At 55.7% G+C, this 20,328-nt stretch carries 22 protein-coding genes and 2 pseudogenes; 15 read left to right on the forward strand and 9 right to left on the reverse strand.

Annotated elements, in window-relative coordinates; translation table 11 throughout:
• Nucleotides 1-529 precede the first annotated feature (529 nt).
• The 5 genes and pseudogenes from RBB80_RS09765 (at nt 530) to RBB80_RS09785 (ending at nt 4,199) form a co-directional block, all read left to right on the forward strand.
• On the forward strand, nt 530-922 hold the full coding sequence (locus RBB80_RS09765) for a hypothetical protein (RefSeq protein WP_433968009.1): 393 nt from the start codon (nt 530-532) through the stop codon (nt 920-922).
• A 977-nt stretch (nt 923-1,899) separates the two neighbouring features.
• A complete protein-coding gene (locus RBB80_RS09770; RefSeq protein WP_433969600.1) occupies nt 1,900-2,190 on the forward strand; it encodes an FG-GAP repeat domain-containing protein in 291 nt (96 codons plus the stop codon).
• A 40-nt stretch (nt 2,191-2,230) separates the two neighbouring features.
• A pseudogene (locus RBB80_RS09775) lies at nt 2,231-2,596 on the forward strand (FG-GAP repeat domain-containing protein); the annotation flags it as partial.
• Nucleotides 2,597-2,704: 108 nt separating this feature from the next.
• Nucleotides 2,705-3,991: an FG-GAP repeat domain-containing protein gene (locus RBB80_RS09780; protein WP_433968010.1), complete on the forward strand. Its 1,287-nt coding sequence runs from the start codon at nt 2,705-2,707 to the stop codon at nt 3,989-3,991.
• Nucleotides 3,942-4,199, forward strand: coding sequence for a hypothetical protein (locus tag RBB80_RS09785; RefSeq protein WP_433968011.1), 258 nt, complete (start codon nt 3,942-3,944; stop codon nt 4,197-4,199). The genes RBB80_RS09780 and RBB80_RS09785 overlap by 50 nt, the downstream gene beginning before the upstream one ends.
• A 574-nt stretch (nt 4,200-4,773) precedes the next feature.
• Here RBB80_RS09785 and RBB80_RS09790 read toward each other — a convergent pair.
• Entirely contained in the window at nt 4,774-5,244 is a 471-nt protein-coding gene (locus tag RBB80_RS09790) for a transposase (RefSeq protein WP_433968012.1), read from the reverse strand.
• Between the two features lie 330 nt (nt 5,245-5,574).
• Between RBB80_RS09790 and RBB80_RS09795 the strand changes: the two genes are divergently transcribed.
• A complete protein-coding gene (locus RBB80_RS09795) occupies nt 5,575-6,558 on the forward strand; it encodes a transposase (RefSeq protein WP_433964555.1) in 984 nt (327 codons plus the stop codon).
• Between the two features lie 814 nt (nt 6,559-7,372).
• Here the strand turns inward: RBB80_RS09795 and RBB80_RS09800 are convergent.
• From RBB80_RS09800 to RBB80_RS09825, 6 genes are all read right to left on the reverse strand, one after another.
• A complete protein-coding gene (locus RBB80_RS09800; RefSeq protein WP_433965365.1) occupies nt 7,373-7,615 on the reverse strand; it encodes a hypothetical protein in 243 nt (80 codons plus the stop codon).
• Between the two features lie 535 nt (nt 7,616-8,150).
• Nucleotides 8,151-8,459 carry a hypothetical protein gene (locus tag RBB80_RS09805; RefSeq protein ID WP_433968013.1) on the reverse strand — a complete coding sequence of 103 codons (309 nt, stop codon included), beginning with the start codon at nt 8,457-8,459 and terminating at the stop codon, nt 8,151-8,153.
• A gap of 621 nt (nt 8,460-9,080) precedes the next feature.
• Complete coding sequence (locus RBB80_RS09810) at nt 9,081-9,506, reverse strand: molybdopterin-dependent oxidoreductase (RefSeq protein WP_433969601.1); 426 nt, start codon at nt 9,504-9,506, stop codon at nt 9,081-9,083.
• Nucleotides 9,398-9,838 carry a hypothetical protein gene (locus RBB80_RS09815; RefSeq protein WP_433968014.1) on the reverse strand — a complete coding sequence of 147 codons (441 nt, stop codon included), beginning with the start codon at nt 9,836-9,838 and terminating at the stop codon, nt 9,398-9,400. The genes RBB80_RS09810 and RBB80_RS09815 overlap by 109 nt, the downstream gene beginning before the upstream one ends.
• Entirely contained in the window at nt 9,835-10,278 is a 444-nt protein-coding gene (locus RBB80_RS09820; RefSeq protein ID WP_433968015.1) for a cytochrome b/b6 domain-containing protein, read from the reverse strand. The genes RBB80_RS09815 and RBB80_RS09820 overlap by 4 nt, the downstream gene beginning before the upstream one ends.
• Before the next feature lie 15 nt (nt 10,279-10,293).
• On the reverse strand, nt 10,294-10,572 hold the full coding sequence (locus tag RBB80_RS09825) for a cytochrome b/b6 domain-containing protein (RefSeq protein ID WP_433968016.1): 279 nt from the start codon (nt 10,570-10,572) through the stop codon (nt 10,294-10,296).
• Nucleotides 10,573-11,214: 642 nt separating this feature from the next.
• Here RBB80_RS09825 and RBB80_RS09830 point away from each other — a divergent pair.
• The 6 genes and pseudogenes from RBB80_RS09830 to RBB80_RS09855 all read left to right on the forward strand — a co-directional run bounded on the left by RBB80_RS09830 (nt 11,215) and on the right by RBB80_RS09855 (nt 17,500).
• The gene (locus tag RBB80_RS09830; RefSeq protein ID WP_433968017.1) at nt 11,215-12,309 is read left to right on the forward strand and encodes a DUF3500 domain-containing protein; all 1,095 of its coding nucleotides are present in this window, start codon (nt 11,215-11,217) and stop codon (nt 12,307-12,309) included.
• A 173-nt stretch (nt 12,310-12,482) separates the two neighbouring features.
• A complete protein-coding gene (locus RBB80_RS09835) occupies nt 12,483-13,343 on the forward strand; it encodes a hypothetical protein (RefSeq protein WP_433968018.1) in 861 nt (286 codons plus the stop codon).
• A gap of 265 nt (nt 13,344-13,608) precedes the next feature.
• Entirely contained in the window at nt 13,609-13,893 is a 285-nt protein-coding gene (locus RBB80_RS09840) for a helix-turn-helix domain-containing protein (RefSeq protein ID WP_433968019.1), read from the forward strand.
• Nucleotides 13,890-15,260 (forward strand): type II toxin-antitoxin system HipA family toxin, encoded by a 1,371-nt coding sequence (locus tag RBB80_RS09845; RefSeq protein WP_433968020.1) that lies wholly within the window; start codon nt 13,890-13,892, stop codon nt 15,258-15,260. The genes RBB80_RS09840 and RBB80_RS09845 overlap by 4 nt, the downstream gene beginning before the upstream one ends.
• Before the next feature lie 568 nt (nt 15,261-15,828).
• Nucleotides 15,829-16,047: pseudogene (locus RBB80_RS09850) on the forward strand (IS3 family transposase); the annotation flags it as partial.
• 754 nt (nt 16,048-16,801) lie between these two features.
• A complete protein-coding gene (locus RBB80_RS09855) occupies nt 16,802-17,500 on the forward strand; it encodes a TIR domain-containing protein (protein WP_433968021.1) in 699 nt (232 codons plus the stop codon).
• An 18-nt stretch (nt 17,501-17,518) separates the two neighbouring features.
• Here RBB80_RS09855 and RBB80_RS09860 read toward each other — a convergent pair whose 3' ends face one another.
• Nucleotides 17,519-18,406, reverse strand: a complete 888-nt coding sequence (locus RBB80_RS09860) for a c-type heme family protein (RefSeq protein WP_433968022.1) — start codon at nt 18,404-18,406, stop codon at nt 17,519-17,521.
• 247 nt (nt 18,407-18,653) lie between these two features.
• On the opposite strand from RBB80_RS09860, the gene RBB80_RS09865 reads away from it, so the two are divergent.
• Nucleotides 18,654-19,115 (forward strand): DUF4231 domain-containing protein, encoded by a 462-nt coding sequence (locus tag RBB80_RS09865; protein ID WP_433968023.1) that lies wholly within the window; start codon nt 18,654-18,656, stop codon nt 19,113-19,115.
• Nucleotides 19,116-19,154: 39 nt separating this feature from the next.
• Complete coding sequence (locus RBB80_RS09870) at nt 19,155-19,388, forward strand: hypothetical protein (protein WP_433968024.1); 234 nt, start codon at nt 19,155-19,157, stop codon at nt 19,386-19,388.
• A gap of 76 nt (nt 19,389-19,464) precedes the next feature.
• Here the strand turns inward: RBB80_RS09870 and RBB80_RS09875 are convergent, their stop codons facing one another.
• On the reverse strand, nt 19,465-19,788 hold the full coding sequence (locus RBB80_RS09875) for a hypothetical protein (RefSeq protein ID WP_433968025.1): 324 nt from the start codon (nt 19,786-19,788) through the stop codon (nt 19,465-19,467).
• Nucleotides 19,789-19,985: 197 nt separating this feature from the next.
• Here RBB80_RS09875 and RBB80_RS09880 point away from each other — a divergent pair, with 197 nt between their 5' ends.
• The gene (locus RBB80_RS09880) at nt 19,986-20,294 is read left to right on the forward strand and encodes a panthothenate synthetase (RefSeq protein ID WP_433968026.1); all 309 of its coding nucleotides are present in this window, start codon (nt 19,986-19,988) and stop codon (nt 20,292-20,294) included.
• Nucleotides 20,295-20,328 lie beyond the last annotated feature (34 nt).

A 20,328-nucleotide genomic window follows, 5' to 3' on the forward strand; every position in this document is an offset into this window, starting at 1 on the left:
TACTTATTGAGCAATAAAACCAGGTAGCTTTGTGGCGTTACGGGTGGATCGTCGGCAAACCGCACCTTACTCTCCAGCGCCTGACTCCGACCACGTCCTGTGGATCCGGAATCGCCTGAACCATCGACCGGTTAAGACCGCCTGACTTTTCCGGCAGTTCGTTTTCGCCACGTCGAATGACAACCAATGCCTCGGCAAAAGGAGTCAGCTATTCACAGGAAGATTCGTTGTGCGAAGCTCCCTGACGTCGAAGAGTGTCAGCCGTTGCAACAGGCGTTCAGATTTCATTGTGGATTCCGATCCGGTCTTACTCGCTCTCAAATAACTGCCTCATTCTAAGTGGTAAACAGCAATGGAGCCGTTTTTCGGCGGCGGCTCAGCTCGCAGTCCTAAGACGTTCATTACGCCATTTATCGCTCAAAGATTTACGCCAAATAATTCTCAAAGCAACACATATACCTTCTTTACATGTTTCAGAGTTTACTGGGGTGAGAAGTGCGGATCTGATCCGACTCTGGAGGCAACACCAATGAAATCGATTACTCGTTTTGTCACAGCAGTGGTGGCAGTTATATTAACGGTCGCCATACTGTGTCCCGCGCAGGACGCCAAGTCGAAGGACCTGGGCAAGGGGTCGGCGTTCAATGGCAAGAAGCTCGAGATGAAGGACAACGGAGAGGTCGCTTACCTCCTGTCTTTCACGGCGGGGAAAGAGTTCGAGGCCACCACGGACGGCCTGAAGAATACCGACGTGCACCTTTTCGTCTACGACTCCACCAGCGCGGAAGTCGCGAAGGACGACTCGTCCGGACCGAAGTGTTCAGTTAAGTTCACGCCGGAGAAGGACGGGCAGTACAAGTTTGTCATCAAGAACGCCGGCGGGACCAACACGGTGACCTTCAATGTAAAGGTCGCCAAATGATGACTCGCCGCTTGTCGAAAAGACACTAGGATTCGCGCCAAATGGCTTTCGAAAAGATGCGGACTATCGTCAGAACGGCGATCCCTAAGCCAAATCCCGCGAAAGGTTCAGCAAGATTGCCGAAACCAACCCAACACCAGGTTGTCACGCTGCAAAGCAGAGACGGCCTGGTGGAGGGAAGATCGGACGATGAAGAGTCGAGTGTGCTCCTACGATATGTTCGCCATCCCTGACCCCTCTTTCGTCCTGAAGGATTCGGGCGGAGGAGATGTAGCTCTTCAAGTTGCGATGCTTCTGTGTCTGGTCGGTTGCGTGCAGATAGCGGATATGGGTTTGCTTCAGGATATTAGAGCCTTGAGAACATCAGCTGAGCCGATAGACCATGCATGAAGAAGCCCTAAAAGCCCGATTCAACCATTTGATAACCGGGCAAAGCGAAATGGCTGCACGAATTTGCTCTTGAACTGGTCACATCCCCCTTGGGTCCGATTGAAGACTGATCAGAAACTCTGTTGGTAACCACCAATCTCATGTTGAACTCGCCCTTCCCGACAATTTTGTCCTGGGGGCCGGAGATGGTGTTTCTTTACAACGATGCCGCAATGTATTGTGACGCCTTAGTTCGAGGCCCAAGCTGACACAAAGAAGCATTCTATCTTTTCCGAAAAAACGTCAGCGCATCTTGACAACGCGAGAGCAGGATCTTGTACTAGATCGAGCTCATGCTATGTATCTTCACCATACTCAATAGTTAGCTTCAGTAGACCAGTGGAAGTTGTCAGTAATTTGACCACTCGCTGAATCTCAAACGACTTAACCTAACCTGTTTCCTGAAAGACTGCTAGATGCTCGTAATGCCTTGGATCAAGACCCCATACAGGCACGATTCCTCCTAATCGTTCTGATCGCGCAACTATTTTCCCTCCCGCATTCGCGCAAAACCAGTCACACTCTTCCCCGTCACGTCCTTCTTCCCAATCGGAGGCGGGCAGTCCGTCGCTACCGGTGACTTCGACGCAGACGGACAAACCGATCTTGCTGCCGTCTCGCCTACTTCCACCTCCACCACGTTGACCATATTCCTCAACCGGGGGACAACTGCACCTCCAGTCTCCATAACGACCTCACTGAATCTCCCCACCTTCGCTGTATCCCATCTCTTAGCGATCGATCTAAACAACGACAAGAAGCTCGATCTGGTCGTGACGACCAATACCAGCGTCAACGTGCTGTTGGGGAACGGACGGCACCTTTCAGACACCTGTTAGTTATGCCGTATCGAGCGCTGGCAATCTAACCGCAGTTGACCTGAACGGCGACGGATATCCCGATCTGGCCCTGGTCACAACGAGCGTCCAGACATCGGCAAACGTCGTCGTCCTGCTCAATCAAGGTAGCAGCGCACCAGGAACGCTCTCCAGCCCGGTACTCTATCCCGTCTCTGTCCCTGTAGTTACTCAGGCACCTCTAGCCATAGCGACAGGAGACTTCAACGGAGACGGCAAGCCGGACCTCGTCGTCGGAGACACGCAACTGACGGTCTTCTACGGCAACGGAGACGGAACCCTTCAAGCACCCTATCAAGCGACGCAGGCTCCGATAACGCCCGTCGGCCCCTCCGGACTCTACGGCGATGCTCTCTTCGTCGCAGCCGATCTCAACCACGACGGCGTTACAGATATCGCCTACCTCACCACCAATTTAGAGGACGTATACTCCGTTGCCCTGCAAGTTATCCTGGGTCACTCCGACGGTAAGTTTACGATCGGCCCGAGCCTGCCGTTGATCTCGTCTCTTCTTTATCCCACGGCGATGGTAGTTGCAGGCACGACGAATGGCGGCAACAATATCGATCTGGCCATCGTCACGGACAAAACCACAGTTCTTCTGGGTGACGGCAAAGGAGGCTTCACGCAAGGCCAGTCCTGTGCGCTCAACGGAACTCTCTTCCCCATCCCAGGCAGCAACGGACAAACCGATCTGATCTCCGAGCTCGCGTACTCCGACCCATTGACAATCAACCCGTCAGCCAGCAGTGTGACTCGCCTCACCTCCAACGGAGATGGCACCTTTCAGGCCACCCCGACGCTCTTCGTACAAAACGTCGGCTTCGTACCGGCAGACCTGAACGGCGACGGCGTCACCGATATTCTTACCTTCGACTATCAAGGGAACCTCGTCACCGCTCTGGGCCGAGGCAATGGCACCTTCACCGTCGCCGATAGAATCGGCGGTAGTCCGAACTTTGCTATTCAAACGACACCTTTGGTCGCGGCCGATTTCACAGGAGACGGCATCATCGATGCTGCTATTGTCACGCCCGGCAACGGGTCACCCCGTAGCAACGTCTGGATCTTTGGCGACACGTTGCACGGGGATAAGCGTGTGGTCGATGGATCGGACCCTCGCATGGTGCATAACACCATTGGGATTTCGACGTGCCAGGGTGGCAAGTGGAAGATCGATTATTCCATTCGCCAGGGAGCGCAGGGCGAGATGCAGAGCTTCTTCGACCCGCCTCGCCACGACGGTACGTGGTATTGGGCGCTTGACGGCTTTGTCTACCGCAATGAGCTTTGGATCTCGCTGCTCTGCATTCGCGCTACGCCGAAGAACGACGCCGCAGCGATAGGTTTCGAGACGTGCGGCACGGATCTTGCGCACGTCACAGGCATAGACGGCGCGCCGAAAAGCTGGAAAGTAGAGTACCAGCCCCTGGTGCCGGAAAGCGCCCAGGCGAATCCCTCGGCGACGGCGGTTGTGGAAGGCAAGTACGCCTATTTCGTTGCGCTGGCTGAGAAGTCGCGGGCCGACATCCTGACCCGCATACCGTTAGACGGCCTGCATGCGGCGGAGAAAAACCTGCAGTACCTGTCTGCGGACGGCACATGGAAGGCAGGAATCGATGCAGCGAACGCCAAGACGCTCATTGCCGAGGGTGCTGCGGAACTTTCGATCCGGTACCACCCTGAATTGAAGAAGTGGGTTTCCATCATGGTCTCCCCGAACATGCTTTCCAATGCTGTTTTTGCGTACGGGGCCCTCGCTCACGGGGCCTTGGAGCGATAGCCAGACGATCTACCACATCCCGGAGCTGAACCCAAGCAAGCCGGGCTATGACAAAGACACGTTTTGCTACGCGGGCAAGGAGCATCCCGAATTCGAGCATTCCGGCGATCTCGTGTTCACGTATGCCTGCAACACCAACAAGCCCAAGAAACTGGAAACGGAGCCGAATATCTACTTTCCGCAAGCGGTACGGATGGCGATGCCATAAACGGATCTTGTCCCTACACCCTTCTGATGCTGTGAGGCCGTGGTCTGCGCGGGCTCTTTTGTACCAGTTGAAGGGCGACGAAACTAGAACAAGACGAGCGAGCAATGGTCCGAGGCAAGAAGCATACAGCGGAGCAGGTGGTGAATCTGCTGCGACAAGTTGAAGTTGGGGTAGCGAAACCAGAGCGCCGACTCGTGCCGTCTTCCTTTTTTGCTTGTTTCGGGAATATGCCTCGATGGATCCAGCGGTATATCGTTGAGCGCGAGCGCTGGATGCGTCGCATGGAGAAATCCGGATGGTGTCTTGAGCGTTGATGATCCGTTCAGGAACGCGTGGGTTCGACTCCCACCCTCACGCCACCTTCGGGTGGCGTTTTTATTGCAGCGATACGCGTGTTGCTCTCCACCGGGTTTCTATTCGCACTCTTAATGAGCTGTCTTGTTGCAAGCTCGGTGCCGGTTGGGGTTCGAGAGGCGAGTCGATGCTGCCATTTATCGATCGGTCTTGGAAGACCAAAACGCGCACGCAGTCATCGGAACACGGTGTCGTCGCAACGGGTAAACATCGTCATCGATCAAGCGGCTGCGGCATAGAACGGGATGTACGGTTCCTGTGTTGTCCAGAGGCGGTGGAGTAAAACGGCCAGCTTGCGGGCGACCGCAACGACGGCCTTGCTCTTGGCCTGCTTACCGCCTCTGGCAGCCAGGTGCAGACCCCACTGTCGAAGCGCCGAGTCCTTACCGTGCGGTCGCAGGATATGGTTCGAGCACTCGATCAGCAAACTCCGAAGATAAGCGTTACCAGCATGTGTAATGCCGAGTTGAGGATCATGATCGCCTGACTGGCTTAGGCGAGGCCGAAGACCGAGATAGCAACCGACATCGCGACTTCGTCCGAACCGCTCCTTGCTGCCAAGGGTCAGCACGAAGGTCAGGGTTGTGAGGTGTCCTACGCCATGCACCTTCAGCAGAGCCTGTGTCTCCGGGTACTCCGTCTGGCCGAGCTGCTGAATCTGCCGGTCGTACTGCTTGATCTTCAGCGTCATCTCCGCGATCTGCTGGAGAACCGGGCCGAGCGCTTGACATAGTCCGGGAGGCATAGCCGCCAAACTGCGCTGAGCAAAGCACGGAGTTGCGGAGGCGGGGATATCCTCATTCTCCGCTTACATTGTAGTTCGCTAAAGAACTCGTCTAGCTCGGATCGGTAATCGCCAATGCACGCAATATAAAAGGCGCCCACTTTGCTGTAGGTTGTGGTTATTCGTATCACCACCTACCGAAAGGAGCGGCGTTATGAGCCAAGAGAAATATATCGGCATGGACGTCCACCAAGCAACGATCTCGGCTGCAGTCACAGATTCCCGGGGAAGTTGATCATGGAAAGTATTCTGGAGACGAAAGCGGCCACGATCCTTGAGTTCCTCCAAGGGCTACACGGAAGTTTATCGGTGACCTTCGAAGAAGGAGTCTCTGCGGCCTGGTTACATGACCTGCTGAAACCTCACGTCACCCATCTCGTGGTCTGCGATCCGCGCAAGAACGCCCTGTTGAAAGACGGCAGCAAGAGTGACCGAATCGATGCGCGAAAGCTGGCGGAGCTGCTGCGTGGCAACCAGCTCACGTCGGTTTACCATGGCGAGCACGGGATGCGCACCATAAAAGAATTAGGTCGCAGCTACCTAACCATTACGAAGGATCTCACACGAGTCATGAATCGGATCAAAGCCCTCTACCGAAGCTGGGCCATTCCCTGTAGCGGTACCAGCGTCTATGCACCGCGGCATCGCACAGAATGGTTAGACAAGATCCCGGAACCCGGAGTTCGTCTCCGGGCCGAACGGCTCTATCAGCAACTGGATCTGCTGCAACCAGTGCGTCAGCAAGCGCGACGCGACTTGCTGACCGAGAGCCGCAAGCATCATGCCGTGAAATTGCTTCGCCAGATTCCTTCGATCGGTCCGATTCGTGCAGCCTTGCTGGTTGCGCAGCTGCAGACGCCCCACCGTTTCCGTAGCAAGCGCCAGCTGTGGGCTTACAGTGGTTTCGCGCTGGAGACCCACGACAGCGGCGAGTATCGCTACGTCCGAGGGAAACTGCAACGAAACCGGGAGCGCATGACCGTGCGTGGCCTGAGTAACAACCATAATCCCGATGTGAAGAATCTCTTCAAAGGGGCTGCGATCTCCGCTAGCACTCACCCTGGCCCCCTGTACGATTTCTATGTTGCTCTTCTTGAAAAAGGAATGCGACCGACGATGGCGCGTCTCACCCTGGCACGCAAGATTGCCAGCATCACTCTAACGATTTGGAAGAAAGGAGTGGATTTCGACGCCACACAATTGCATCGGCAAGAAGCTTGAGCGTCTCTGATAAGGAGGCCTTTCCATCTCCGGCCATTCTCTTAGGTGGTGGTCGGTCGGGTTCTCGAGACGCTCGGTTCGAGGTGAGTATCAGTCAATGAGTTCGGCCTTGTGTGCTTCGGCACCGAGTCACTAATGCACGCTATGCCTCCTCGGATAACCAGAAATAGCGATAGGCCACGAGCCTCAAATAGAACCATGGTTGACATTCAAATACCAGGTCCGCTTGCCCAAGTCTAAGACTCGATTGGCGTCGTCACCACCGGAAGATGCAAGCCACGGAATGGCAAACAAGCCAAGACAAACCTCTCGAGCGAATCGAGGGGCACGTTCACAGGCAGTGGGCTGGATCTCGAGACAAAAATCTTCTCGGCGTCCGGTCGAGGGAGAAACTTTTTCTTGACATCCCTTTTATAGAACTCACTGAGCTTCGTACAAGCTGAGTACTTCCGCGTTGCTCCTGGATTACGGGCAATCCGGACATTACCGCCAAGGATGTCTCTGCGTCGCACAGGCTGTCATCAAGCTGCGCAACTCGACAGAAGTTCGCAATCACCAGATTTGAACCGCCCCCGGCGCCGCGGACTTTACGGAACACCCGGTCGCACTACTGAGATTGCAGGCACGCGTCGCGAGCTTACTGGCATCCCGTCCGATCGACAGGATGCGCGGCGGACCCGCTTTGCCCCCGAAGTTGCAGGAGGGGAAGTCTATTGGCGGAGAACTGTGATCGGGGAGGAAATGGCTCTGAGAATCATTTGTTTCCTTAGATTTAGATTGCGTTCTCTTGCTTATTTCAAGGTGCATGGAGGGTTTAGCCGGTGCGAACAAGACAGCGGGGATCTACTGTCACCATACCGATGCCCTCCACATAGGCGGAAACAGAGTTGACGGAAACGGGGCGCTTTCTCGTGGCCGTAAAATCTCGAACCCAGACTTCTCGCCCCTTGCCTAGAACCCCTCCAGGCATCGTTCCTTCGCAGAGTTCATCTTCAAACTGATAAGGAATGTTTCGAACAATCACACAGTTTTCTTCGTAATTCTGAGGTTTGTTCATGAAAGGCCCTTTCTGTCGTGTCTGACTAATGGTGAGAAAAAGGTAACTGTCCAGGTATTGATCTGTATGTTCGATACCTTACATCGAACCAGAGATGCGAGCACGGATCCTTTGGAACACTTCATGGTCGACGCCGTCAGAATGAATGTTGATCAAGGAACTGCCGACGAGGGCCCCTACCATCCGAAGGTCCCGGTGCGTCGAGCCTTTGAACCGACAGCAATGAGAAATCGAGCTTGTTGAAGAGGGACTGGGTGCCTGTCGATACTTCGAGAAGACTGGTGTCCCGTAGGAGTCGTCTTTATCTCAGTCCCGTTTTTCATGCACTACGACTCTCAGTCACCAAAAGCACCGGAGCACACCGCCCGAGCGCTGCTCGTAACCGCGAAGCCAGATTGCGAGTTCTGGCATGGTTCTGCAGGCATGGGCTTCGACGGAGTTGGTTGAGCGATGACTTTCGGATCCGGAGATCTGGACAAGGCCCAGAGGGCGGAGTTAAGTCCGCCCTCTCGTGCAAACAGGGCCATGCCCATTGCTACGCTGTCGCTTGGTGGATGGTGGAATTGACAACTTCACCGCTCTGCACCTTGGGCGTTCCATCCATTACTCCTGCCAAGGTCTTTACCACGTCTGGGTAGATATTGTTGTTGTAAGCCTCTGCATTGGCTTTGTTGTCCCACAGGCTGATTGCAGTGACATCTGTTCCGCCGGGACCGGAGAATGCAATTTCGTCCTTAAAGCCGTTCTGTTTACGCAGTAACGGAAGGACATCTTTCTCAAATGTCCGGGTGTAGTCAGAAAGCATATTGGGTTTCAAATGTATCGAGACATTGCGTGCATACATAGCAACCTCCTTAAGGTTGGGGAGGGCTAAGAAGGAAAGCTTCAGATAGGCTGACTTAGCTCAGGGAACCTGAGACGAGGAGAAGGAAAAAGCTACCTCAAAGTCCGACCCTAGTCTTATGCGACGAGACTGTCAAGCAACGGAAAACGCCAGTGCGGACAGGTCCGCCGCCGCTGCCACTCTCGGTTCTTAAGAGCGCTTCGGACATGGAGAAATAGAAGTGTCCGTACACCACCCGCGCAGGCTTCACCCTCCACACAGCACCACACCCAGACCTGCGCATCATCGCCGTCAGCGACGTCAACCCATCCGACCTCGACGTCCTCATGACCACTCTGGTCCAGGCACAATAAGACGTCTGAAATCAGCAACAGATTAGCGGGTTTGCGAGCAAATGTGCAGTATCACCAACAGTGCGGGATGAACCAACGGAATGCTCTCACCTTCGGCGATCACCAAGGGGTGTGCAAAGTCTCATCCGCACCGGAGGCGTGCGGTGCCGCGGTTGCGGTTCGGTCAGGACGATGTCTGGTTCGAGCTAAGGGGAGTAAGGTGCGGTTAGCCGACCATCCGGAAATAGCCGGACGAGAACAACGTGTACAGGTGTCGAACGGATACGGTTTAGATGCCCGCATACCACGCATAACCATAGTCCGGCTCGGAAGAGCCCAGACCTTTACCAAAGCTCTTAAGACAGTCTGTGACCGTCAGACGGGTAATGTACTTCACACTCTTATAGCCTAATTGGCGCGGCACACGCATGCGGAGCGGGCCGCCGAAGACCACGGGAAGATCGCCGTCATTCATCCCGTAGGTCAGCAGCGTCTGAGAATGCAGGGCGTCGGCCATATCGATGCTGTCCCACCAGTCCTTGTCGATGGAGAAGAATACGACATACCGCGCCTGCGGCAAGATTCCGACTTCGTGCAGAACTCCAATCAGAGGCGTACCAATCCACTCAGCGATATAGGACCAGCCCTCCTCGCATGCGACCTCGGTGATTTGGCTGCGAACGGGAAGACTCTTGAGGTCGGACAGGAAAGGGATCCTGGCCGGGCGACCATTCCGTCAACCGAAAGCCGCCAGTCCGCGAACCCGTTGGCCTGATGGCGCTTGAAGAGATCGTTCGGAGGCGCGGTCTGGTTGGCGAATGGCGTCTTCGAGATCATGCTTCGCGGAAAGTCTCGGGCCAACGAGTGCGTCGTCAGAAGCCGTTGAGCGGCGTAGGTCAGCGTCTGGCCAGGGCCGTAGATTCCACCGTGGTCAGGCGGGATAAGTCCGTAACGCTGGGCTAGGCGGGCAGCCGCGGTCAGACCGGCCAGACCTGCGGTGGCGGCAACACCGCTGGTTATGAGCTTGCGGCGTGAGATGGGTCTCATGTGCGCTCCCTCGGCGTGGTGGCGCGACCGATGATCATCGCTCTCATGCGACTCCTGAATCCTGCAAGAACAACCATGGTCACGTGGACCACAAGAAAGAGCAGGAGAGATCCCGAGACGAAGAAATGCAGCGTGCGCGCGGATTGCCGGCCGCCCAGCGCAGCAACCGCAGCCGGAACCGCGGAATCGAAGGCGGGAGACATCGCAAGGCCGGTCCAGATCACCAGCGGAAACAAGACGAAGATCACCATCAGATATGCGGTCCGCTGCATTACGTTGTACGAGTGGGCTTCCGTTTCATCCGGCGGCTCACGGTGAAGATACTTTGCGATGACCTTCCAGAAAGCCCGCCAATTTCTGTCAGACGATGCCAAAAACAGGTGTTTCCGGAAGTGGCCGGTCCACAGACTGGATATCGCGTAGACCAGGCCTGTCACCACCACAGCCCATGCGGCCTAGAAGTGTAGAGACCGGCTCCAGCCATTCTGGTCGGGCAGCACGTAGCCGTAGCCAGTCGGAACAGTAGACCTCGATGCGGGGATCGGCAGGGTAAATAAGGGACAAGTCAGCGCATTCCCGACTTCACCCCAATAGAACCGCGGATGAGAGATCACGATCTCAGCGCCGCTGACGAGCAACGCAAAGAACGCGAGCACATTGATCCAGTGCGTCACGCGGACCACCGCACCATGGCGGGGATTCCCCGGATTAGGGAGCGAACCGGCGGTTGACACACGCGAAGCATAACATAGGATTCCATGCCATCACGCTATCCCGTGAGAACTGGCGAACCGGACCCTCTGAAGGAGCTGTTGACCACGGGCTTGAAACTAAATACTTACGTTAAGAATCGGTGTATACGGCTTGACCGTATGGGAGCGCGCACTTGCATCCGATTCAACCGATAACGTGACAACGCCTCGACCGTCAGCTATTCGAAAGAAATCCCGCGTTACAAATCTCAATTGGTGCAAAATCGCCAACGCACTCAGGGAACACTGCGGGCCGAGAAATTTCAGGACTTCGGAGTTCTGGGCGGATCACGGGCTTATCCGCACCTTACCGGTCGTTCGTATTCCGATTCGAATCGGTCCGGACGGTTAGCCGATCGGTTATTGACGAGTTGCCGACCATCCGTTCACGATCTCTTCCCACTTGCCGTGCTATGGACGGTAATACGGACTGATGAGGATTGCGACAAGTTCCTCACTTCTGCTTTCCGTCCAGAACAGAGCGTTGACACTCACGGAAATTGGCGAGTAGCATCGGCCAACCGAACTGCGTCTTTGACGCGTGCCTCGTCGCCTTCCCACATGACCGCCCAGGGAAAGCGGTCGCGCATTGGCGCCTACCGGGAACTCTCTGGAAGGAAGCTTATGTGCCAGGTCAAACGACGTTCGTTTCTCGGCTTATCCGCCACGATCTTGGGAGGCGGTCTGATTGCGGGCAAAACGGGCTACGGTCTCGAGAGCGGCAGTCAGGACGCGCCGGGCAGCGTACACCACCATGTCCACGCGGTTTTGGTGATGACGGAGACCGCCAACCGCTTTCTGACCGCGCTCAGCCCGAAGCAGCGGGCTAAGGCAACCTTCCAATTCAGTGACGACGAGCGCATGAACTGGCATTTTATCCCCAAGGAGCGCAAAGGGCTGGCGTTGGGCGAAATGAGCCCCTACCAGAAACACCTGGCGAGCGCGCTTTTGGCAGCCGGACTGAGCCAGACCGGCTACATTAAGGCTGTCACCATCATGAGCCTGGAAGACGTGCTGAAGGTGCTGGAAAACGATAACGGCGAGCACCGCGATCCGGAGAAATATTACTTCACGGTGTTCGGCACGCCATCCGACACGGGAACCTGGGGCTGGCGCATCGAGGGACATCACCTAAGTCAGAATTACACTGTGGCGAGCGGACAGGTCCTGGATGCGCCGAGCTTCTTCGGCTCCAACCCCGCCGAATTGCGACAGGGGCTGCGCAAGGGACTGCGGACGTTAGCGGGCGAGGACGACCTGGGCTTCGAGGTGATTCGTGCGTTGGATGAGCCCCAACAGAAGATCGCCATCGTCGATCCGAAGGCGTATAGCGATATCCTGACGGCGGCCAGCAGGAAGGCGGCGCTACAAGGGCAGCCCTCGGGGCTTCCGGCGGCGAAGATGAACGCCAGGCAGTTCGACGCGCTGCGCGCACTGGTGGAACTGTACGCGTACAATCTCCCGGATGAACTGGCGGAGCGGCGCATGGATCAGATCAATAAGGCCGGGCGGAATGTCTACTTCGCCTGGGCCGGAGGCATCAAACCGGGCGACCTGCACTATTACCGCGTACAGACGCCTTCGTTCTTGATCGAATTCGACGACACGCAGGATAACGCAAACCACATCCACTCAGTGTGGCGCGACTTCAGCGGCGACTTCGGCGGAGACCCGCTGAGGGCGCATTACGAAACCAGTCATCGGAACCAGAAGGGGTAGCTTCAATCAGCGCCGCGATATTATGCAGTCCGCGGCTTAGTCATACAACCCTTGAATTCCATTTCTAGGTCTGCGGTCCTGGATGCTTTCTGCGGTGGTCCAAGTCGAATCGTGTGGCGGGAATCGTGCCTTCCGTGTGAATCCTGCCGCTTCGATCCTTCACGCAGGAGGCCGTGGACCAACTCGAATCTCCCCACTCCGTCTGCCCATCTAACGAGACAGTCAGAATCAAGCAGCGCCGGTCCGTGACAGGAGGCGTGAACCTCCTTTGCACCGTGGCGATTGTGCCCGACCGCATTCTGGTATCAGATGGTTTTGGGTTACGGCTCATCTATGGTCTGCCACAGGTGTACCTAAAGGACAAGCGCCGGTATATGGATTTCGCTTCCATCAAGAAGATTGTGCAAAGCGACGACCTGACACGCAACCTCATAGATGAATTTGTAGAGAAGGGCATTTTCTATCGCGGCTATATCTTTCAATGCCAAAACTGCTCCGATGCCGCGTGGCACTCAATATCAGAAGTCGATCAAACTTTCACGTGCAGACGATGTGGCCTGAATCAGCAGTACAAAAATCGGCATTGGCGCATTCCGAACGAGCCTTTGTGGTTCTACAAGCTCGACGAAATGGTTTACCTCATGCTTGAAAATAACGGCCACGTCCCACTACTCACACTCAATAAACTCAGTGTCAGTTCCCAAGAAAGCTTCTTATTTCGTCCTGAACTCCGCATAACGCCGAAGAGCAGTGAGGAAGCGTATCTGGAGGTGGACATTTGCTGCATTATGGATGGTCGCCTATGTATCGGTGAAGCAAAGAGCAACAATAGTCTCGCGGGCAAAGACTTGACGGCATTGCAAACAGTCGAACGCTATCGTGATCTCGCACTCAGAATGGGTGTTTCGATGGTTGTGTTCAGCACCACTGAGAATGCTTGGAACCAAGCAAGCCGCGACGCGATACGCATGGCCTTCGAGAATCATCCTCACATCAAAGTGATGAAGCTGACTTCGTCCTCTCTCTACAGCTAGTGTGTGCGAAGCCATTGTTCATTGATACTTTGATCAGCGCAGTGTTAGCTTCTTTTGATAAGCATCATAAATCCTGATCTTGGCCGATGCATCGACCACTATGGTGCTTCGACTCAGGGCTCTAACACCAAGCGGCCCAATGGCTTGAGCAGGACCTTTGTCGTACGGGGCGGAGTCGATGATTTGCATGCTGAAGAGAATGATTTCGCAGTAAGCGTCGACGGAAACTAAATAAAATTGATTTATACGTCAATTTTCATTAACAATGACCAATTTGTTGATGTATAAATCAATTATGAAGACCCTTCAAGAGCTCGGTGAAGCCGTATCAGCCGCACGGCGGGAACTTCGGCTGAAGCAGAAGGACGTGGCAGCTCAGGCCGGTATCACGCCGGAACTACTCCTGCGATTTGAACGAGGACAAGTTGCTGAATTCGGTGCGAGGAAGCTCCTTGCCGTTCTCGCAGTCCTGGGCATGGAAGTGACATTCGTAAAGGCGGGCACATCCGGCTCGCTCGATGAACTGAGGCGAGAACGAGGTGGCGTGTGAAGCTCTCCGTCTATGTCCTTGGCCGCGAGGTCTCCGTTCTGGAGTCTGTTGGCGACTTCAAGAGTGTGCTCACCTACCTCCCAAATACGGTAGTGAACGATTTCGTGTCTTTGACCATGCCGGTGCGCACAGAGTCCTACACCTGGGATGACCAGCTCCCGCCAGTTTTGCAAATGAACCTGCCGGAAGGATACCTGCTCCAGGTGCTTCAGGAGCAATTCGGTCCCCATATCGGGGCGAGCCCAATGGCCCTCCTATCTGTGATTGGCAGGAATATGGTGGGACGCATTCAGGTAGCTGCTGCCGGTGCTGAGCTAGAGGAGCCTGCCAAGCCGATTGAAGTTGCGGAACTGTTGCAAGGTGATAATTCAGAAGAGGCTTTCACGGAACTGGTACGGCAACACGCGACCAGTGGCGTCTCCGGCGTTCTGCCCAAATTTCTCGATGTCGAAGAAGAGGCTGCGCTAGACACCGCGGATTCTGGCAAACAACTCGGTCCTCATCAAAAAGCTACTTTACTAACCCGTCGTCACATCATCAAAGGCTCTTCGGGCCGCTTACCATTTGCCGCACTCAATGAGTACCTGTGTATGCAGGTCATGGAAAAGGTGATCCCCAGCGCTACGGTAGAGGTATCGCGGGATGGCAATGCACTGGTAGTCTACCGCTTCGATGTGGACGATGAGGGACAGCCTCTTTGGGGAATGGAAGATTTTTGCGCTCTGCTTGGTCTGCGTCCCGCGCAAAAGTACGAGACAACGTGGGAGAGGATAACCCGCGCCGTGCGGGACCACGTGCCGGGTTCGCGTCAGTACGAAACTTTCCAACGATTGGCCGCAACACTCTTATTGACCTACGCGCTGCATAACGCCGACTGTCACTCCAAGAACATCGCTTTGCTCTATACCTCGCACGCCGATGTGCATCTCTCCCCGGCCTATGATTTCCTGACAACAAGTGTGTACCCGGGCTATCAGCAAAATCCGCCGGGGATATCGTTTCTCGGCAAGAAGACATGGGCGCCGGGCAAAAACTTATCCAAGTTTATCGCGGGCACATTCGGTATACCCTTGCGCGAGCAAGCAGTCATGTTGGAGCGCATCAGTGATGCAGTCGCCGATACCGTGCCTCTGGTCCGCGAAAAGATAGCCGAGCTTCCCGAATTCAGGGATATTGGGAAACGGATGCTTCTGGCCTGGCAGGAAGGCACGACCAGTCTTCGTGATCGTCGTGTCTACGCTGCCGGAGATTGGCCCACAGATAAGGTGTTTGAAGGCATCTCCGACCCGCCAAAGTTGGAAAACCCCACGATCGTCCTCGGTCGCTCTCCGCTCCTTGGCTCCCGCTCATCGCGGTCGCAGAAGTAGTCATTGCGCGGCTCTGAACGCGATGCAGTCAGCCACTGTCAAAGGTGGTCTCACGCGGAATTCGGCGGGCATTCCTCTTGTGCACACAGCACAGGTTCATTGTGTGGACGTACCGACTCGCGGGTCTACCGTACTCTCCGACAATCCAAGGCGTGGAGTTGACCGACTCCGCCGCGCGATTGGAACGTTTCGGAACGTAATCGTTGCTTGATGGGCTTGTAAGTTGTTGAAAGGATGGTGGCCAGAGACGGGATCGGTCTCCCGCGTCGCTAATGAAATCTGTAACTTACAGATTCTAAAAGGTGCAGGAAAGGCCAAAAGTGCCAGAATGCCCAAACGTTCTTGCAAATCTCTTGCAAATTTATTTTCGAAGCCCTCTTGGAGGGCGGAATGGCGGCGTCGACTCTAAGAAGGCAGCGAACCGGTGGTCTTGTCCGGTCGAGCCGAAGATAAAACAGAGACTGCCCAATGCCGGTGAGGCTGGCTTCTACACTCTCAATGAGTGACTCGGTCTGTTCTCGCCAATTGAGAATCATCGAATCTGGAAAAGACAAGAATGCAGACACAGCGAGACGACGAAGATACCCTTACCCAGGCCATCGTCACGTTGGCTAGCCAGTATGGCCGCTATGGCTATCGCCGGATTACGGCGCTGCTCCGACGGGCAGGCTGGCATGTCGGCAAGGACCGGGTGGAGCGGATCTGGCGTCGTGAGGGGCTGAAGGTTCCAAAGAAACAGAAGCCAAGAGGTCGGTTGTGGCTCAACGACAGGTCGTGCGTGCGGCTGCCATGACGCACATCGTCAAATCGACATGACGCAATCTCCCGTTCCAACCAGGAATCGACCTCCGCATATGGGAACTCGCGCCGTCTGTCCATGCCTGCAGTTCAACACCAAGACGGCACACCCCATAAGTGTCTGCCTTGAGCACGCACCAGAAGCAGCAACCCCCGCTCAGACAAAATACTTGTGGGTAATTGATAGGTGACCTTCCCCACTGGATTTGTTGTTAGGTGCGGGGTGATGATGCGGCCATGGAACGTGGGGAAGTTGTAGGGCCGAAGCGGACGCAGCGGGTACATCGCAGCATGGCGGAGAAGCGCCGGATTGTAGAGTTAGTGATTCAGACTGAGGTGAGCGTGGCGCGTGTGGCTCAGGCAGAAGGAATGGACGGCTGTTTCCCAACCGTAATGCTGGTGTTCATTGCCTTGGACGGGATACGAAATCAGACGAAGCATTGCCGGGCCTCCCGGTGCGGTGCCGCAAGCCGGCCGCCTTCGCCCAAATCGGCTTGCAGTCCTGTCATCGATCACTCAATTGTTAGAGTCCAAATTGAATCGCGGCGAAGTGCTGGAGTACACTCAGTTCTTGCGCTTTTTTAGAGGATGTTGGAACTGATCCGAACTCTCCACGATTTACACTTTACTTCCTCCAAAATTTGCTTTTTCCCTTCTTTGGGAGGCATTCTGCGATCCATTTTCGTCAACTATCGAAGGAGCGATTCGGGGGTGAAGCTGGCCGCCTCTTCGATGATCTCGCGTTGCGCTTCAAACCCGAGTCTGTATTTATGGACGTGGCGGCGATCGAGCCAGGACGGGATTTCAGGAAGGCCATTGATAAGAGCGTGGCAACATGCAGCGTTGTTCTGGCGCTGATCGGGCAGGAGTGGCTGGACTTGAGGGATTCTCAGGGAGGTCGGCGCCTGGACGATGCGAACGACTTCGTGCGGATCGAGCTGGCTTCGGCGCTTCGGCGCGATATACCGGTGGTGCCTGTGCTCGTGCGGGGGGCGAAGATGCCGCACGTGGAGCAGCTTCCCGATGACCTGAAGGAACTGGCTTATCGAAATGCGGTTGAGTTGACCCATGCTCGCTGGAAGTCGGACGTGCAGGTGCTGCTCGAGGCGCTGCGGCCCTACCTTGACGTCCGAGACGAGGATGCCACCGTAGCGCATCGCGAGGATCGAGGAAAAGAGCCAGGTGAGCCCGTGGAAGAAGTCTCCGGGGTGCATGGGGCAAGAAGCAGGTCCGATCCTGCCGCGGTCGCTTCGAAGATCGAGCCGCAGACGATGGAGCGCATCATCAAGGAACTGGCGCCGTATATAGGGCCGATCTCCGAGGTTGTTGTCAAGCGGGCGGCGAAGCGATGTTCCTCGGTGGAGGATCTTTACGGGATGGCAGCGCGGGAGATCGAAACGGAAACAGACCGGGCGAAGTTCCTCCGATCGTGCCGGAGTTAGGCTGGACGTATATTACCGCTACTCCTCTTCAAACATCTTGAGAGCCTTCGCAACGCTAAGCTGCATCCGGTTGAAGGATGAGGCGACGGTTGCGATCTCGTCCTTCCCATTGACCTTGATCGGAGGCACGTTCTTTTCGCCGCGGCTGACTCGGTCGGCAGTGTCAGAGACGGTCCTCAACGGCCGAATCACGAACAAGTAGACGCCCGCGTCGAGGGCCAGAATGGCAATGATCAGTGTAAGGACGAGGTAGAGCAGCAGCTGGTGGTATGCGCGGTTGGCGATCCCTATGGGTACCGTCATCGGGACGGAGATGATCTGGGCGCCTACGATCTCATCTTTCTTCCATCCGAAACCGTTTGCCGAGCCGTAGACGGCGAGCATCGCACGCGGAGCGGCGGATGGAACGCTATGGCACTCAAGACACTCCAGGGTCGCTTTGATGGGTTTCGCGATATAAAGTGATCGGCCTGAGGGGATTAGACGCTCGTTCATGATCTGCGACTCATCGGGGTGGTTGCGAAGCTCGGAGATGATGTCGGCTTCCCAATCTGAGGCTCGGTCCTCGAGATTCGTGGGGTTGAGTGCGGCTTCCTTATAGGTGTAATTCGTGTAGTCAGGGTTGTCCCTGCGGAGATTATTGAAGGTGGTTGTGGCTCCGTAGAAGGGAATGGTTTCGGGGAGAAAGCGCACCCGGTGTCCGGGGTTTTGCTGAAGAAGCGGGGACAGATCCGTTGCGGTATAGTCGCGGACTGACTTGGCGCTGGCGATCATCAACTGCGCTTCCTGGAGGACTTCGCGGCGTGCATTGCCGAAGAGGAAGGAGTAGGCGAGCTGAGAGATCAAGAAACCACCCGATCCGAAAATGACGAGGAGGATGAGATTGAATTTGGCCAGGAGTCTCATGAATGCTCGATTCCATTCTGATTGAGATGACTTCAGGACTGATGAGATACGCACCGTTATAGCACCGACCGAGCCGACTGAGACGGCTTTTCCGACGAGCAACTTGTTCCCCCAGTTCCCTGGTGGTCCTGTCCATAGGTTTCAGCGACGACTCCTCTAGGCTGACCGTAGAGTTCACATATCCGGAAAGCGGCTGCTGAGGGAACGCCGGATGTATATTGCAGGGAGCGTATCGAGGAGACCTCGGATGGTTGAAACGACGGAATCGGTTATCGGCAACGATCCGATCTTTGATCGGCTCGAAGATCAGATTAGGTGGTACGACCGGAAAAGCCGATCGGCACAGCACATCTATAAGCGCGTCAAGGTGGTGGAAATCTTCGCGGCTGCAATAATCCCTTTGCTGGCAGGCTTGAATTTCACGCACGACAAGCTGGTGACCGCCGGTCTCGGCGTACTTATAACCGTCCTGGAAGGGATCCTCCATCTGAACCAGTACCAGCAGCTCTGGAGCACGTATCGCTCCACCTGCGAGGCGCTCAAACATGAGAAATATGTCTATTTGGGCAAGGCCGGACCTTACACGGGCACGGCCGACCCACACGCATTACTCGCCGAACGAGTCGAGTCCTGCGTATCGCAGGAACACGCGCAATGGAGCTCGATCCAGCAACCGACAGGGAAAGCGCAAAAGACTAACGAGCCGTGATCCATGCATTGACAAATTGCCGGGCTCACCCTCTACGAGGTGGTTCTGGTAGCTGGCGGCTATGAAGTCGCGGAAGCTGGGGTGGGGCTCGAGCGGTTTGGATTTGAATTCGGGGGAATGGCAGCCGAGGAAGAAGGGCCGGGTGGGGATCTCGATGATCTCGACGTAGGTGGAGTCGGGGGTGGTGCCGGTGATGCGGACGCCTCCGCCGGTGAGGATGGCTTCGTACTCGCGGTTGAACTCGTGGCGGTGGCGTTGACGATGAGGCTGTAGCGAAGTTGGGGCACCCAAATTTGTTGTGGGTTAGACCTGGCCACCCGCCCCGGGGTTATGGGGGCTGGGCTCTTTTCTACGCGGACGATCTTGCACTCGAGCTTTTTGTCTTGCGGGGTTTTGATCTTTGCCTTGTTCTTCTCGATCTCGTAGTTGATCTGGCTGCCGACGACGAACTCGGTGGCGTCGATGGATTTTTGGGATCGGTGCGACAGGTGTAGCTGTGGCCTTCGGCGTCGAAGGAGAGGTCGTAGGCCTGATGCTTGTGCTCTTTGTCGGTGGTTCCGAAGGGTTGGAGATCCTTGAGGGCGGCGGAGCCGTTTAGCTTTGCGGCGGATGCGGAGAGTGTGGCGGCGATGGCTGCCAGGGCGAGGATCGCGGTTGTGGCTGTTCTGTGCATGGATTCACCTCGAAAGAGGATTGTAGGCGGAGAGAAAGGGCGGCGGGACTAGCAGTTTTTGATAGGGACGGAATCGCAATGTTGCCGGAGGACGGGAGCGTTGATTTTTCCTTGACCGGCGGGGCTTTGGGGCGTACGTTTGCGGTCTCCCGACAATGCACTTCAGAAATTCGCCAATCGGCGACAGGAGATTTCCCATGCGGATGATGATGTTTGTTTCGTTCCCCGTTGAGCCGTTCAACGCGGCGGTGAGGGATGGCTCGGCTGGAGCCAAGACGAAGAAGATTCTCGATCAATTGAAACCGGAGGCGGCGTACTTCATGGCGGACCGGAATGGGCGGCGGTGTGGGGTCCTGATTGTTGACATGGCGGAAACGTCACAGATTCCGTCACTGGCCGAGCCGTGGTTTCTTACGTTCAATGCCGCAGTGGAGTTTTTTCCAGTGATGCTGCCCCAGGACCTTGCGGCAGCCGGACTGGAGCGGTTGGGTAAACAGTGGGCATAATCTCTCGGCGCAGCCGAGTGCATCCTTTTGTAAC

It is taken from the genome of Tunturiibacter gelidiferens (assembly GCF_051013345.1).
Lineage (GTDB): Bacteria > Acidobacteriota > Terriglobia > Terriglobales > Acidobacteriaceae > Edaphobacter > Edaphobacter gelidiferens_A.